The organism is Allohahella sp. A8, assembly GCF_047946665.1.
Taxonomy (GTDB): domain Bacteria; phylum Pseudomonadota; class Gammaproteobacteria; order Pseudomonadales; family Oleiphilaceae; genus Allohahella.
On record NZ_CP172312.1, the window covers coordinates 1,772,789 to 1,789,902 of the forward strand.

A 17,114-nucleotide genomic window follows, 5' to 3' on the forward strand; every position below is an offset into this window, starting at 1 on the left:
AGACGCCATGGATACTATCGAGAACATCTACTCACTCTCGCCGCTGCAGCAGGGCCTGTTGTTTCACAGCGTGTACGAGCCACAGTCGCGGGTCTACCAGCAGCAGTTGAGCCTCCGGATCGACGGTCCTTTCGACACCGCTGCCGCTTTGGCGGCCTGGCGTACAATGATCGAGCGGCACGCTGTACTGCGCACAGCCATCCTCTGGGAGGATCTGGATGATGCCTATCAGGTGGTGCTGACTGAAGTGCCGGTACCGCTCACCGAGCTTGACTGGCGCGACAGAACACCCTGTGAATGCGCCGTTCGCGATCTCGAGATCAGCGAGCGCGAAGCCCTGCTGGACCTCAGCGCGCCACCACTGATGCGACTCTGCCTGGTACGGCTTGGCGAGGCCAGCTGGCAGATGATCTGGACCCATCATCATATTGTGCTGGATGGCTGGAGTGAGGGCATTGTGCTCAGCGACTGGCTCGCCTGCTATCGAGCCTTCTGCACCGGGCAGACCCCACAGCTTTCGCCGACCCGACCATTTCAGGACTACGTGGCCTGGCTGGCGGAGCAGGATGAAGGCGCGGCCGAAGCCTACTGGCGCAGCAAACTGGGCGCTATCACTGAGCCCACGCCGCTACCCAGACTCGGCGCCAGGCCCGGCATTCAGGACAGCACCCTGCCCTACGCCGAGCAAAGCCTTGTACTCTCGCGTGACGACAGCGAGCGACTGACCAGCTTTGCCAGAGCGCAGCGCATCACATTGAACACACTGGTGCAGGCAAGCTGGGCACGGTTGCTCGGTGCGTATGCCGGCCGTGAGAACGCCTTGTTCGGCATCACCCTCGGCGGCCGTCCGGAAGTGCTGACGCACTCAGAGGCGATGGTCGGGCTCTTTATCAACACCCTGCCACTGAACGTCGAATGGCATACGCCGCTCAGCATTGGTGACTGGCTACGGCAACTGCAGGCTGATGTCGCCGAACTGCGCCAGTACGAATACAGCGCGCTCAGCCGGCTGAAAAGCTTTAGCGGCATCCGGGGCGATCTGCCGCTGTTCGAAGCGATTCTGGTGTTCGAGAACTTCCCGCTGGATGCCTCACTGAGTGAGCACTCAGGTGAGCTGTCGTTCAAGGCAAGTGATGGCGACGTCCGCACTGACGACACCGACGGCGGAGTTGATGACGTGCGGCTTTCCCAGGGTCGGAACAATTACCCGCTCTCGCTCATAGCCATCCCCTCGGGCGACGCATTCGAGTTCACCCTGAGCTATGCCCGCGAGACGTTCTCCAACGATCAGGTGAGACTCATGCTGCGTCAGTTTCAGGCGCTGTTACGCGCGCTGACGCTGAACGCGGACCTGCCTGTCGACGCGTTGACCTGGGTGAGTGATGACGAACAACAGAGGCTGCTGGAATGGGGTACTGGCAGCCGTCACGAAGTACCGGCGATCGGCCTTCATCAGCTCTTCGAGCGGCAGGTGGACAGCTCTCCGGACGCGGACGCGCTGGTGGTGCTCGATGGCCGCCTCAGCTACAGAACCCTTGAACGCAGGGCGAATCAGCTGGCGCATTTCCTACTGGCTCAAGGCATCAAGCGCGGCGATTTCATAGCACTTGCGCTCGAGCGCTCTACAGACTTCGTCGTCAGTGTGCTGGCCACGCTGAAATGTGGCGCAGCCTATGTTCCCCTTGATCTCAAGCAGCCTGCGGCACGTTTGGACGAGCTTGTGAGGGATGCCGGCGCGCGACTGGTGATCTCGCATAGCGATCGAACGCGCCAGCTCGAGCTATGCGGAACGGCGCTTGTCTGCCTCGATGCTATTCAATCCGAGTTTCTATCAGCACCGGAGAGCCGACTTCAAATAACCGTAACGCCAGATTGTGCGGCATATATGATTTATACCTCTGGTTCTACCGGTACGCCCAAGGGCGTGGTCATGCCTCACGCAGCCATCGTCGATTACGTGACTGGTATATTGGCAGCGCTGACACTGCCGTCGCCGAGCCGCTTCGGCATGGTGTCTACAGTGGCGGCCGACCTTGGACACACACAGCTTTTTGGCGCACTCTCGAGCGGTGGCAGCCTGATCCTGGCTGATGAAGACACGGCTTTCAATCCTGTCGCGTTGGCAGCGTTCATGAGCCGCAGTGGCGTCGATGTTCTGAAGCTGACGCCAAGCCACCTGCGCGGCCTGCTCGATGCCTGTGCCTCAGCTGACCTGCTACCACGGCACACCCTGATACTCGGTGGCGAAGCCGTGAGTGGTGAGCTTGTGAGACGGGTCCGCGATCTCATGCCAGATCTGCACATCGTCAATCATTATGGCCCGACTGAAACAGCTGTCGGTGCCGCCTATCAGCGTGTTCCCGAGGTACTCGACCAGACGGCGACCATCCCACTGGGACAGCCTCTGCCAAACCGCCACCTGTACGTGCTCGATGAGCATAGACAAGTGGTACCAGCCGGCGTGCCGGGTGAGCTGTACATCGGCGGTGCAGCGATAGCCCGTGGTTACCTCAACCGACCTGAGCTGAATGCCCACTACTTTCTCGATGACCCTTTCGTCAGCGGTCAGCGCATGTACCGAAGCGGTGACCGCGTGTGCTGGATGGCGAATGGAACCCTCGAGTTTCTCGGCCGTGTCGACAGCCAGGTCAAAATTAGAGGCCACCGGGTCGAGCTGGGCGAAGTTGAGGCGCAGGTCAGGCGCCTGACGCCGCAAATCCGGGAAGTTGTCGCGAGATTGGTTCAACTGCCGGAACAGGCGCCGAGACTGGTCGCTTATGTCGTGGCCGATGGCTCGTTGAACGTTGAAAAACTGCGTGATGATCTTGGCCTGCGCGTGCCCGAATATCTGGTGCCAGCGGCCTTCATACTGCTTGATACCATTCCACTGAACGCCAACGGCAAACCTGACCACAAGCAGCTACCGCTGCCGAGCACTCAAGAAGCTGCTGATGGACTTCATTCCCCGACACACGTGGCGCCCAGGAACGAGGTCGAGCGTACGCTGGCGGCAATCTGGCAGTCCGTTCTAAATGTCCAGACGGTCGGCATTCAAGATAATTTCTTCAGTCTCGGTGGCGACTCCATTCTCAATCTGCAGATCATCGCGCGAGCCGGACAGGCGGGGCTGAAGCTGACGCCGAGGCAGCTTTTCGAGCATCGCACTGTCGCAGAACTTGCCGCCGTTCTTGGCGCGGATGGTGCGCATGCACAAGCTACTGCCTCGCCTACCACCAAAGCCGTTCCACTCACTCCCGGGCAGCGGGCGCGGCTGGCGTCTGGATTCACGAGCGCGACCTGGCGCTGCCTGCAACTGAGCCAGCAGCCCGAGGCAGAAGCACTCGCGCCAGCAATAGCTCAGGCCCTGCAGTTCGTGCAGCGACACCATCGTGCACTACAGATGGGTCTGCAGCACACTGGCAGCGGCGAATGGCAGCAAGTCCTGCTGAGTTCACCGCAGGCACCAACCGTCTCACGTCACACGCTGTCCACAGCGCTCACGTCAGACGACAGGCAGGATGCACTCGAAAAATTCGCAGCAGACGCCTTGCAAGAACTCGATCTGGCGAAGGCACAGAGCCTCCGTGCCTGCCTGCTGCAAAGCGGCAACACGACGCAGCTGCTACTGGTCGCACATCCGCTGGTGCTGGATGAAGCGGCATGGCCGGTATTGCTAAGAAACCTGAGCCTTGCACTGAGTCAGGTTCTGCATAAGCGACCAGTCGCGCTCACGCCGATGACGTCCGATTTCCTCGTCTGGGCGGAGCAGCAACAGCGTCGCGCCGAGGGTGATGAGCTCGACGACGCCTGGGAGCACTGGCTCGAGTTCGCCGGTGCCGAACTGCCAGCTCTGCCAGTACAGCAAGCGGCTACTACCAAGACTATCCGACTGCCTGCGTCTGTGTCGCAGCAGCTCGTGCGACTGAAGCAACAGATGCAGTTGAGCTGGGAGGGCCTCTTCGCTACCGCGTTAGGCTCACTATTACATGAAGCCCTGCCGCAGGCTGATCGCCTACTGCTCGGTCTGCAAACAGGGCGGCCCGATCAGACCCGCCTGCCGAATCGCACTGGGCGCGATGAAACGCTACTGAACGCCAGCGAGATCGTCGGCGCACTTGCTCATGATGCGCCGGTCTTCCTGAAGTGGAATGTTGACACTCCACCGCTGGAACAGCTGCGTGATGTCGAGACGCAGCTTGCTGCCCAGCCAGGCCGTAGCGCGGACTACGGTGTGCTGCGGTACCTGAGCGACAACAGCTACCTGCTGGAGCCGCTGCAAACAGTGCCGCGTCCGCAAGTCTCGCTGGCCTGGCTCGGCGACTGGGACGCTCATTGCGAGCCACATGGCGTGCTCGGGGCAGTCGTTGCTGCAGGCCATGCCACAGGCGAACAGACTGGGCTGCAAATCAATGCCTACTGGCAGCAGAATGAACTGGTGCTTGAGTGTCATGGTGCGCTCGCCCAGGACTGGTCAGCACGGCTAGAACAAGGCCTGCAGGGCTTTGCACAGCTGCCACAGCAGCCGGCGCAGATGCCGGTCTCACTCGACTGGGGGAACATTGCAGAAGTCTATCCGCTTTCGGCTATGCAGCAGGGCATGCTGATGCACACGCAGCTCGCGCCCAACAGCGGCATCTACCTGATGCAGGAGCGCTTCCGCTGGGAGGGACGGCTCGACCGGGAGGCACTTGACCAGGCCTGGGCTCGACTACTCGAGCGCCACCCTGTACTGCGGACAGGCTTTACCTGGGACGACGCCGATCAGCCCTTACAGTTTGTGTGCAACCGTGTGGCGTCGCCAGTGCTCTGGTATGACTGGCGAGGGCTCGATCCTGATGTTCAGACACAGCAACTGGAAAGTTTATTGGCCGCCGAGCGTCATGAGGGTTTCAACCTGCGGCAACCACCCCTCACCCGGCTGCGCGTCTTCCAGCTGGGCGAGCAGGCCTTCCGGCTGGTCAGAAGCTTCCATCATCTCCTCTCGGATGCCTGGAGCTTCAATCTGCTGATCCAGGATCTGCTGGCGATCTACCAGGCGGAATGTGAGGGCCAGCCAGTCGCACGGCCACTGGGTCGGCCGTTCAGTGATTACATTTATTGGCTCGCGCGACAGGACCATAGCGCTGCCGAAACGTTCTGGAGAGCCGAGCTTTCCGGTTTCCATGAACCAACGCCGCTGGTGATCGACCAGCACAAGGCTGATGGCCTGACCGAGGCGGCAGCCGAGGTTGAAATCAGCCTGGGTGTTGCACAGACAGAGCAACTTCAGCAGCGCTGCCGTGAGCACGAGCTGACCGCGAACACCTGGCTACAGGGCGCCTGGGCCTTGCTGCTATCGCGCTATAGCGGCAAGCAGGACGTCGCTTTTGGTATCACAGTGGCTGGACGTCCAGCCAGCCTGCCAGGTGCAGAAGGCATCCTCGGGGTGTTCATCAACAGTCTGCCATTGCGGCTGAGCATCGATGACAACAGGCCAGTCAGCAGCTGGCTGCAGCAGATACTCGAGCGGAATGTCGCGGTGCGGGAGTACGAGCACACACCCCTGGTCGACATTCAGCAGTGGAGCGAGGTCGAGCCAGGCCGCGCGCTATTCGACAGCCTGCTCGTTTTCGAGAACGCGCCGCTTGATGCCGCGGAGGCCAGTAGCGGACTCGATTTCAGCATCGACCTGCTCGAAGACCGCGGCCTGACCAACTACCCGCTGACGCTGACAGTGATGCCAGGCTCACGCCTGGGGCTACGCCTGAGCTATGACAGCCACCGCTTCGATGGCGCTGCGGTCGAACGGATGCTGGGGCACCTCAGGACCTTGCTGCTGGGCATGCTGGACGCTCCCGAGCGCCCGATTGGTGAGCTGGAGATACTGACCTCACCAGAACGACAGTTGATGCTGGCGGACTGGAACCAGACCGCACACGATTTCCCACTCGACGAAACCTACGCGGCGTTATTCGCGCGACAGGTGGCGCAACATCCGCAGCAGGTCGCGGCTGTATGTCAGGGCGAAGCGCTGAGCTACTTCGAGCTCGACCAACGTGCCAACCGACTGGCCCATGCGCTGATCGCAGCGGGGGCACAGCCAGACACGCTGGTGGCACTGCTTGCCGAGCGGGGGCTGCCGCTATTGACCATGATGATCGCTGTTCTGAAAGCTGGCGCAGCCTTCCAACCGCTGGACATCAATCACCCACCGCAGCGCCTCGGCGAAGTTCTGCGGCTTGGCGGCGCAGCGGTCGTGCTGACCTCGACACAGTCGGCTGCCCTGCTCGACCAGCTCATGCCGGCCCTGGATGTCGTGCCCGTTTGTCTCGTCGCGGAAGATCTCTGGCTTGCGGACGATTCAAACCGGGCCGTTGAGCAGCCAGTTTCGAGCGCAACACCCGACAGCCTGGCGTATGTGATCTTTACCTCAGGCTCCACTGGAACACCGAAAGGCGCCATGGTTGAACAGCGCGGCATGCTCAACAATATCTACGGCAAAATCCCGGCACTCGGGTTCGAAGCTGCCGACCGTCTCGCACAAACAGCCTCACCGGCTTTCGATATCTCAATCTGGCAGTTCCTCACGGCGCCGCTCCTGGGTGCCACCGTGCATATACTGCCCGACGCCATCACCCGAGAGCCGGCTCAACTACTGAAGGCCATCGACGATGAGGCCATCACCCTGATGGAGGTCGTGCCATCGGTCATACGCGCGATGCTCGCCGACTGCCCGGCAGAAGCCAGCCTGACCTCCCTTCGCTGGCTGATGTCTATCGGCGAAGCACTGCCACCAGCCTTGTGCCGTCAGTGGTTCGAACGCTTTCCACAAGTCCCTCTGCTGAACCTGTACGGGCCAGCGGAGTGTGCCGATAATATTGGCTATCACCCGATCACAGAGGCGCCTGCTGAAATCTGTCAGCACATGCCGATAGGGCGACCTACGGCCAATAATCAGCTCTACATACTGGACGAGGCCCTGCGGCCGCTCCCAATCGGCGTGCCTGGCGAAATCTGCACCGCCGGTATGGGCGTCGGCCGCGGCTATCTCAATGACCCCGAGCGAACCGCTGTCGCATTTGTGGCGCACCCACTCACACCAGGCGCCAGGTTCTATCGCACTGGTGATATTGGTCGGTATCAGTCTGACGGCGTTATCGAGTATCTGGGGCGGCGCGATCAACAGGTCAAGGTGCGTGGCCATCGGATCGAACTCGGTGAAATCGAGAACCGTCTGAGCGCCCATCCTGCGATTCAGACGGCTGTTGTGCTTGCCCAGCCCGATGCACGCGGTGAGACGCGGCTTATCGCCTATTGGCAGGCAAGAACTGCCGAGGCTGAAAGCCTTCAGGCCGTGAGCATCGATGCGCTACGCGAGTATCTTGCTGACACACTGCCCGCCTATATGCTCCCGGCCGTCTTCCTACGGCTGGACGAGCTGCCCCTGAATGCCAATGGCAAACTTGACCGCAAGGCGCTGAGCCAGATCCAGATCGAGGCGCCGCATACCCACAGCACACGGCCACAGCGCGCTCATAGCGACACTGAAGCCCGCATCGTCAGTATCTTCAGTGAGGTCCTGCACCTGTCTGCAGTCGCACTGGACGACAGTTTTTTTGCGCTGGGTGGTCACTCGCTCCTCGCCACCCAGGCGATGTCACGCGTTCGCAAGGCGTTCCAGATAGACCTGCCATTGCGTATGATCTTTGAGCATCCAACGGTGGCCCTGCTCGCCAGGCAGGTCGATCGCGCACTGGCAAAAGGTGGTGAAGCAGCGAGGCGCTCTGGCACGCTGCCAGTTTCACCATCACTCATACCTTCGATTTCAGCCCGGCCGCGTGATGCAAGGCTGCCGCTGTCGTTCGCTCAACAGCGACTGTGGTACCACGATCAGCTGAACCCCGGCTCAAGCGTCTTCAATATTCCCTTCGCGCTGACTTTGAGCGGCCAGCTCAATATCACGGCGCTGTCTCAGAGCCTTGATTATCTCGTCGCACGCCATGAAGTCCTGCGGACGGCATTGCCTAGTGAGCAGGGAGAGCCCTGGCAACAGATCCTCGAGTCCCTGCGCGTGGAACTGCCGCTGGAAGATCTATCGGCCCTCGAACCGGCATCACAGCAGGCGGCTCTCACGGAGAAAATTGCAGCTGTCGTCAAAGCGCCATTCGACCTGCAGGCGCCGCCACTCATTCGTGCCGCCCTGTTCCGGCTCGCGCCTGAGACGCATGTGCTGGCGCTCGCGCTGCATCATATCGCGGTAGATGACTGGTCCTTCGGGCTACTGGTCGACGACCTGGCGCAGGCTTACACAGCTTTCAGCACAGACAGCCAGCCCGAACTGGCGCCGCTCACGCTGCAGTACGCCGATTTCGCTGCCTGGCAGCGGCAGCATGTCAGCGGTGCTTTCAGACAGCAGCAGCTTGACTACTGGCGCACTCAGCTGGCTGGCTGTGCACCCGGGCTCACCCTTCCAGGCTTCAGGCGTAACACCGCAGATGTAACGCAGCCGGCTGAGCGCTATCGGCGCGAGCTTCCGAAAATAGTGAGTGAGGCATTACAACGACAGGCAGAACAGAGCGGCAGCACCCTGTTCATGGTGCTGCACGCCGCGCTGAACGTGCTCCTGCATCAGCAGACTGGTGCCACTGACATACTCGTCGGCACCGATATCGCGAATCGCCATCAGGGTGAAACCGAAACCCTGGTCGGCTTCTTCGTCAACCAGCTGGTGCTGCGCTGCAGACTTGAACCCGATCAAAGCTTCGAGGCGCTGCTGAAGCAGTGTCGTCACACAGCACTGGAAGCGTACCAGCACCAGGACCTGCCTTTCGAAACGCTGGTAGCGGAGCTCCTGCCACAACGCACGCACGATCGATCGCCGTTCTTTCAGATCAAGCTGATTCTGCAGAACGCTCCGCAGCAGGATCTGACGCTGGATGGACTGACGATCGAAGAACTGAAACTGACGCCGGCCGAGGCCGAGTTCGATCTGCTGATCAACTGCGTGCCTGGTCCAGAAGGATTGCAGATGCTCTACAACTACAGCCCAAACCGGTACGAAGCGGGTTATATCGAGCAGCTGGCTGCGCTATTCGAAACACTGCTGGGACATATTGCGACCGCAGGCAGCGATGCGGTGGCCGAGCTTGTCAAACACCTGGATCAGGTGCAGCACAGCAGGCAGCAACAGGCCCTCGGCAATAGCAGAGATCAACGCGACCGCAAGCGAGAAAAGCTGACAACAGCACGCCGCAAGTCGGTAACGATTACACTAGAGGATGGCATAGCGCGATGACACAGCAACCAGGCCAAGTAGACTTTGAAACAACGAATGAGGACGGCCTCGAGGCCTATGCACTCTCACCTCAGCAGGTACGGCTGTGGCAATGGCAGCCCTCTGCTTTCGGCGCGCACAGTGGCGCCAGATTGACCATCCGGCTCACTGGCGAGGCCGATCCTGTTCGTTTGAAGACGAGTCTCGCCCAACTGAGCCAGCGCCATGAGATCCTGCGAACTCGATATCAGCGCGTGCCTGGCATGCGTTTACCGGTGCAGGTCATTGCGTCACAGCCGCTCATCAGCTCGCCGGAAGATACCGAGACCCTGCCCGTCCAGCTCGTCTGCCGGCCTCTCGACGATGGCAGCAGCGAAGTTCAGCTGAACTTGCCAGCGGCTCACCTCGACACAGCAAGCCTCGTGCTACTGACGTCGGAATGGGCGGCGCTCTACGCTGCGGACAGCCCTGACGCACTGGAAGCCGGTCTTATCAGCGATGAGCCCCCGCTACAATACGCCGACTATGCGCCCTGGCGACAGGAGTTGATCGGCAGCGAAGCGGCGGCGCAGGCCTTCTGGGAGAACCAGCTGAAGACCGCCCGCCCCCTCACTACACTGCCGCTCTACAAGTCGATTCCAGCGTTAGGCGACAAGCCATCTCTTGTTCAGCGAGCGGTGGCCATGCCTGACGAGGCCATGCAGGACTGGTTGAACCGGGCGCAAGGGCTGGCGGTTGCGCCAGAGGTTCTGCTGCTGTCCACCTGGGTCACGCTACTGCATCAGCACAGCGAATCTGAGACCATTAGCCTCGGGCTGGACTGGCAGCAGCGCAGCTCGCACCTTGGCGATGCGCTTGGTCTGTTCAGCGAACTGCTGCCACTCACCGTGAGCGGCCTGGGGACCATGAGCTTCGAGGCGCTGTGCAGACAACTCGCCCATCAGTGCAGCGACCTGCTCGAATGGCGGGATTACTTCCCGAGTGAGCACCCTGAAGCCGACAAGATGACGGGCTTTGCAGCTGCAGGGTTTCGCCTGGTCTCTAACATCGACACAGAGGCTCTGCTGACAACCGGCTGGTCGCTGACACAGGCCGATAGCGCAACGGCGCCCTGTCAGCTCTTGCTGGAGCTCCAGATGGGGCGGGTCGCTGCCAACGCCACTGGCGAGCCAGGGAGCAACCCGACGAAACTGATCCTTCACTTCAATCCTGAAGTGTTTTCCGAAGCGGCCATCATGCTGATTCAGGACCAGCTCCTCTGTCTGCTGCATTCAGCCTGTGCCACGCCACAGCTCAAACTGAGCGATCTTGCAGCGCTCACCTCATCACAACAGCGGCAGCTCGACACAGTGCTGAGTGGGACCCTTCGCCCAGAGTGCGAGCAGCCCTACCAGGCCATTGCGTCACTGCACAACCTGTCCAGCTGTTTCGAAACGCAAAGTCGCCTGCACCCGCACGCGCCCGCCGTCAAAGGGCTGAGCGGCAGCCTGAGCTACGGGCAGCTGGATCAGCGTGCAGATAGGCTGGCGAACACGCTGCGCTCGCGAGGCGTCGGCACTGGAACCCGGATCGTCCATTTCCTGCGTCGGGATCTCGACGCCCTGGTAGCGATGCTGGCGATCCTGAAAGCGGGCGCCGTGTACGTGCCGGTCGATCCCGCCTATCCATCAAGCCGCATTGCCTACATTCTCAGTGACAGCCAGGCCATGCTTTGCATCACCTCCAGTGAGCTGACCGGTGATCTGCCAGAGGGATGGCAGGACCCACAGCGATTGGTGATGGCGGATGCCGCAGTGACGAGCGATGCGCCCGCGCCCGAAGGCATTGGCGCACCTGATATTCAGGGCCATGATCCCGCCTATATCATTTACACCTCGGGCAGCACAGGCGAACCCAAAGGCGTGGTGATTACCCACGCCAATGCCCTGCACTCGCTGGCGGCCCGTGTGGCGTATTACCCCGAGCCAGTCCAGCATTTCCTCTCGCTGTCCTCCTTCGCGTTCGACAGCTCGATAGCCGGTCTGTTCTGGAGCCTGGCTCAAGGTGGCTGCCTGCACCTTGCGACCGAGTCACAGCAGAAAGATCCGGCTGTGCTGGCCACGATCATTGCGGAAGAAGGCATCACCCATCTGCTGGCCTTGCCTTCACTGTACCAACTGCTGCTGCACTCACTGAACGCAGAGGCCTGCCAGCTCAAGACCAGCATCGTTGCTGGTGAGGCCTGCCCACGCGCCCTGGTAAATCTGCACTACAGCAGCTGTCCGCACGTTCGCTTGTACAATGAATATGGCCCCACGGAAGCCTCGGTCTGGAGCACAGTCGCAGAATGCACCGTGCAACGTGACGAGGCAGCAGTCGCTATCGGCCGCCCTATTCCCCATACCCGTGTACGGCTGCTGGATGCTAAGACCCGGCAGGTGGCGCAGGGTCTGAAAGGTGAGATCTTCATCGGCGGTGCCGGACTCAGCCCCGGATATCTGGATCGCCCTGCATTGACTGCCGAAAAGTTCATAACGCTCGAGGGCGAGCGACTGTATCGAACCGGTGACTTCGCCTATATCGACGAATATGGCGAGTTCGTGTTCCTCGGTCGTGCCGATGCGCAAGTCAAAATTCGGGGCTACCGAATAGAACCTGGAGAGATCGAAGCCGTGCTTTGTCGCCAGCCTGCCGTGCAGAGCGCAGCGGTTATCGCGGTGCCAGATCAGACGGGCGCATATCAGCTTCGTGCATTTGTGGCGTCCGAGGCAGACCTTGGTGCCGATGCCGCAGCCGAGTCGCTACACAAGGCGCTCGCCGCGCAGCTTCCGGCGCACATGCTGCCTGCAGAGATCCAGGTTTTGCCCCGCCTGCCGCGTTCGGCTAACGGCAAGATAGACCGACAGGCGCTCGCAGCGATTGCACCACGCCAGCAACGGGTTCGCTATGTTGCCCCTGAGGGTGAGGTCGAACGAGATCTGGCTGCACTCTGGGAGACGCTTCTTGAGGTCGAACAGATCGGCCGGGAAGATGACTTTTTTGCGCTTGGTGGGCACTCTCTTCTCGTGGTTAGACTCACCCACAGTATCCAGAGCGCGTTTCAGGTCGAGGTCCCCATCAGCCTGGTGTTTCAGCATCCAACGCTGAGACAGCTGGCTGGGCAAATCAGCCGGCGGGCCTGCAGCCCAGGTTTGGTCGTGCTGAACGAGGGGCAGTCATCCCACCCACCGCTGTTCTGCCTGCACCAACCTTCAGGAGAAGTGCATCACTATCGCCCCCTGGTAGCGGCCATGCCGGCTGAGCAGCCAGTTTATGGCATTCCGCTGCCCAGGGGATTGAATGCCGACAATAGCTCACTAACAGCGCTTGCCGAGCGCTATGCTGCCGAGATCCGGCAGCAGCAGCCACAGGGCCCCTATCATCTCTGCGGCTGGTCAATGGGTGGATTGCTGGCGCTCGAACTGGCTCGCCAGCTGGAGCGCGCTGGTGAGACCGTCGCTTTGCTGGCCATGATCGACACGACTTACAGCACCAACGACGAAGCCATCGATTTCGAGCAAGTCCTGACGATGTTCGAGAACGAACTGACGCCAGACAGTGCGGCACGATTTCGATCTCTGCCGCCTTCTGAACTGGAGGCCCTCAGAAGCAGGATTGGCGCGGCCGGCAAGGCCGAACAGCTGCGTTACCTGTTGCTTGAATGGCGCCTGGAGCAGGACCTGGCATTGACGGCACCGGTAGAGGTTGTGCGCCTGACACTCGATGCCATGCGCCAGGCCCGTCAGTGGGTGCAGCACTACGAACCGCGCCCCGCGAAGGCACACTTGTGCTGCTGGTGGGCGGAAGACACACTTGCCGCGCAGCCAGATCTGCCGGACTACTGGTCGACACTCGCCAATGGAAAGGTCCAGCATTACATCGTGCCGGGCGATCATGATGATATTCTCTCGCGCCGCGACTTCAAGAAGCAGTTTGTCGGCATGCTTGCTCAGGCCCAACGCAATATGGAAACCGTGACATGAATATGCTCCGCTACCTTTACCAGCAGTCCTGGCGGCTGGTCCTGTTCGCGACCATCACAGGTGCCATTAGCGGGCTGGCCAGTGCGGGGCTCGTAGCTGTCATCAACAAGGGTATCAGCGCAGACGCAGAGATTGCTTCTTTGGGCTGGACGTTCGTCGCACTGTGCGCAGCGCTACTGATCTTCAAGATCTGCTCAGAAGTTTCGCTGCTCCATCTCACCCAGAACGCCATCTATGACCTGCGTTTGCAGCTCAGCCGAAAGCTGCTCGCGACGCCCCTGAAGCGCCTGCAGGAACTCGGCAAGCACCGCCTGCTGGTCATACTGGCCGACGACATCAACACCTTTACCAATGCCTTCGAATGGGTGCCCGTGCTGTTCATGAACAGTATCGTCGTTACCGCCTGTCTCGGCTATCTTGCCTGGCTTTCGTGGGAGCTTCTGTTGATGCTGGCGCTGTTTCTCGCAGTCGGCATTATTGGCTTCCACTTCGCAGAACGGCGGCCACTTGAACACCTGGGTAAAGTGCGCGAACTCAAGGATGCCCTGTACCTGCACTTCCGCAGCCTCATCGAAGGCAGCAAGGAACTGCAGCTCAATCGGGACAAAGGCGAGGCGTTTGTCGGTCAGGTTATCGCACCCAGCGCCCATGAGTTCAGACAGTGGTTCACCCGTGGCATGACAGGCTACAGTATCGTCGCCAGCGTTGGCACCATGATTTTCTATGTCAATATCGGCATTCTGCTGTTCCTGATACCGCTCTGGTTCAAGCAGCCTGTGGAGGTGCTGACAGGGTTCACCATTACCTTGCTCTATCTCATACGCCCCATAGTCGACTTGATGATCGCCCTACCTGCATTGCGACAGGCCAGTATTGCGCTACGGAAGATTGGCCAGCTCGATGAGGAGCTGACATCCGCGGCCGAGCTGCCACAGGGTCCTGACCCCTTCCCACAGACCAGTGATCTGCGCCTGGAATTCCGCGGCGTTTGCCATCGCTACCCCGGTGAGCGCGAAGACAGTCATTTCATGTTGGGCCCGATTGACCTCACTATCGAACAGGGCGAGCTCATCTTCCTGGTGGGCGGCAACGGTAGCGGCAAAACCACCCTGGCCATGTTGCTGCTCGGATTCTATGCGCCGGAAGCTGGTGAACTCGTACTGAACGGAATGCCGGTCACGCAGCACAACCGTGATCATTACCGACAGCATTTTTCAGCCGTGTTCGCCGACTTCCACCTCTTTGAACAGTTGCTCGGGGGCGACCAGGCAGATCTTGCGACCGGTGCCGAGCGCTATATCGAAGCCCTTGGCATGCGCCACAAGGTGAAGGTGCAAGACAACAAATTCTCAACAGTGGCCCTCTCTACTGGTCAGAGAAAGCGCCTCGCCCTGGTGTCAGCCTATCTCGAAGACCGACCGGTCTACCTTTTCGATGAGTGGGCAGCTGACCAGGACCCCGCCTTCAAGCGCGTGTTCTACACCGAGCTGCTGCCTGAACTGAAAGCTCGAGGCAAAACAGTTATCGCCATTACTCACGACGACGCCTATTTCGGCTATGCCGATCGCATACTGAAACTGGAAGATGGCCATGTCACTGTCGACAGCGTTCAGCGTCCCGACGACACAGCCAACGTAGCCTGATGATGCAGTATTCACCGTGGATCCTGACCCGACCCTGCCCACACGCACGCCTGCGCCTGTTCTGCTTCCCCTATGCAGGCGGCAGTGCAGCAGCGTTCCTGAGCTGGCAGGCGCTGCTGCCACCGAGCATACAGCTGTGCGCCGTGCAGCTGCCTGGCCGCGGCGCACGGTTCACTGAGCCTTGCGAGACGGGCTTCAAACCCTTGATCACCAACCTGGCTGACGTCATCAGGCAGCAGAGCCACCTACCGTTTGCGTTCTTTGGCCACAGCCTTGGCGGTCTCGTTGCCTTCGAACTCGCGCGCGAATGTCAGCGGACAAGCCTGCCTCAGGCACACCACCTCTTTGTTTCTGCCACTAATGCGCCACAGCATCAGCCATGTCGCCCCGACTTCGATGAGATCGACGACGAGCACCTGATCGAGACACTGCGAGACTACAACGGCACGCCTGCCGCACTGTTGGAAAACCGTGAGCTGATGGACCTTCTACTGCCAGCGATCCGCGCGGATTTTTCGCTGCTGAATGACTATCGCTATCAGACACGTGACAAGCTCGAGATACCCTTGTCCGTACTGGCCGGACGACAGGATCAGCACCTGGTCCAGGCGCACTTACCGGCCTGGCAGGCTGAAACCAGTGCCGCCTGCCATCTGCGCTGGTTCGAGGGGGATCATTTCTATCTGCAAAACGAAGCAGCAGCAGTCATCGATCTTATACAAACTGAACTGCAGGCATATCTCTGATGAGCGTGCCGCTACAATCCGACACTGTGGATGTATGGCGCTGGGATCTTTCTGACAGCGCCTGGGATCAGTGTGCGACTCTGCTCAGCAGGGATGAAGCCGACAAGGCCGCACGATTTCGATGCGAACACCTGCAGGCGCAGTATCGACGCGGACGCGGCGTGTTACGCCTGATACTCGCCCAATACCTCGGTCGAGACCCGGCGAGCCTGATGCTGATCTGCGATGCTTTCGGCAAGCCGGCCGTGGCCGATTCGCCCCTGCACTTCAACCTGTCCCACAGCAGTCGAGAAGCAATACTGGCGATTGCGCGGCAGCCGGTTGGCATTGACATCGAGTACACTGAGCGGGCCGATATCGATGTTGTTAGCCTGCTCGATCTTGTCTGCCATGCACGGGAGAAGCAGGTACTGCTGGCGCTCGATGAGGTGGATTGTAGGCTTGCCTTTTATCGGCTGTGGACCCAGAAGGAGGCGTACTGTAAAGCCCTCGGGCACGGCCTGCAGAAGACGCTGAGCGAAATACTGATCCTGCAGCAGCCGACCGGCCGCTTTCATATCGTCGATAGTGGCGAAGCCGGTGAACGACAGCTGGAGATCAGAAGCCTCCCGGCCCCGCCAGGCTACCTGGCCAGCCTCTGCGTTTCGGTTGATGTGGCACAAGTCAGGACGTATACACCGACCGCAGATAGCGAAGCTGTTCTTCAAGCGGCTGACGCCTGAGTTTGGGGCACGACTCACACCAGACCGGGGGCCCGTCTTTGTGCAGGCGGTAATGCAGACAGCATTGCTTTCGCACAGGGATCTCCTGAGGTAGATCTGCCGCGGGCGACGGCTCCCATTGCTGCAGGGGTCTCAAGGCCCGCTGCCCCGCCTGAACGGTTCTGGTCTTCAACCAGCCGTGCGCTGCGCTGGCAGGCCGGAGGCTGCCTTCCAGTCTGGTAAAGAGACCATCCCATACCACGACCACGTTCGTCCAGAGCAGCTTCGGCGAGACCTTCCCGGCCATGGCCAGGGCTGCGACAAAAGGCTCCAGATGCTCGGTGAACAGATGGCTAAACAGCGCCGAATGTTCGCTTGGGCTGAGGGGCCGACAGCTGGCATCGACGAAGATGGCTGATGGCATGGCTTGATCCAGAAGCAGCTCGGCAGCCGCCTGCGTCGCGTCGATTTCAGCCCCCAGTTCCAGGGCGGCACCGACGACTGCCGGCATGATGAGGCACAGGTAGTCCATCGACCACTGCGAAGCAATGGCGGCCGGTTTGGCATCGGGATAGCGCGGGGCGTAGTCGTCCAAAAGCTGGCGGAGCACGCTGACCTCGGTGAGCCGTCGCAGAGGCACACCGCGACAGTCACCGCGCACGACGCGGAGAACCTGTCGCAGAGGCGCTGGGGCGCGCTGCAGCGCAAGATCGAGATTCATGAATCAGGCACCAAAAGCTACTCGCTGAACGCAAATGAGAATGTTTATT

General features: G+C 60.5%; 6 protein-coding genes. 5 read left to right on the plus strand and 1 reads right to left on the minus strand.

What is annotated here, in order from left to right:
* Window positions 1–7 precede the first annotated feature (7 nt).
* Genes ACH3PB_RS08005 through ACH3PB_RS08025 form a run of 5 tightly spaced genes read left to right on the plus strand, consistent with a single transcriptional unit; the run spans window position 8 to window position 16,365 of the window.
* Window positions 8–9,274, plus strand: coding sequence for an amino acid adenylation domain-containing protein (locus ACH3PB_RS08005; protein ID WP_416398937.1), 9,267 nt, complete (start codon window positions 8–10; stop codon window positions 9,272–9,274).
* On the plus strand, window positions 9,271–13,254 hold the full coding sequence (locus tag ACH3PB_RS08010) for a non-ribosomal peptide synthetase (protein ID WP_416398938.1): 3,984 nt from the start codon (window positions 9,271–9,273) through the stop codon (window positions 13,252–13,254). Before ACH3PB_RS08005 ends, ACH3PB_RS08010 begins: the two co-directional genes overlap by 4 nt.
* Window positions 13,251–14,897, plus strand: coding sequence for a cyclic peptide export ABC transporter (locus ACH3PB_RS08015; protein WP_416398939.1), 1,647 nt, complete (start codon window positions 13,251–13,253; stop codon window positions 14,895–14,897). The genes ACH3PB_RS08010 and ACH3PB_RS08015 overlap by 4 nt, the downstream gene beginning before the upstream one ends.
* Window positions 14,897–15,643 (plus strand): thioesterase II family protein, encoded by a 747-nt coding sequence (locus ACH3PB_RS08020; protein ID WP_416398940.1) that lies wholly within the window; start codon window positions 14,897–14,899, stop codon window positions 15,641–15,643. Before ACH3PB_RS08015 ends, ACH3PB_RS08020 begins: the two co-directional genes overlap by 1 nt.
* Entirely contained in the window at window positions 15,643–16,365 is a 723-nt protein-coding gene (locus ACH3PB_RS08025) for a 4'-phosphopantetheinyl transferase family protein (protein WP_416398941.1), read from the plus strand. The genes ACH3PB_RS08020 and ACH3PB_RS08025 overlap by 1 nt, the downstream gene beginning before the upstream one ends.
* Here ACH3PB_RS08025 and fhuF read toward each other — a convergent pair.
* Entirely contained in the window at window positions 16,307–17,065 is a 759-nt protein-coding gene (gene fhuF / locus ACH3PB_RS08030; RefSeq protein ID WP_416398942.1) for a siderophore-iron reductase FhuF, read from the minus strand. The genes ACH3PB_RS08025 and fhuF overlap by 59 nt on opposite strands.
* Between the last annotated feature and the right edge of the window lie 49 nt (window positions 17,066–17,114).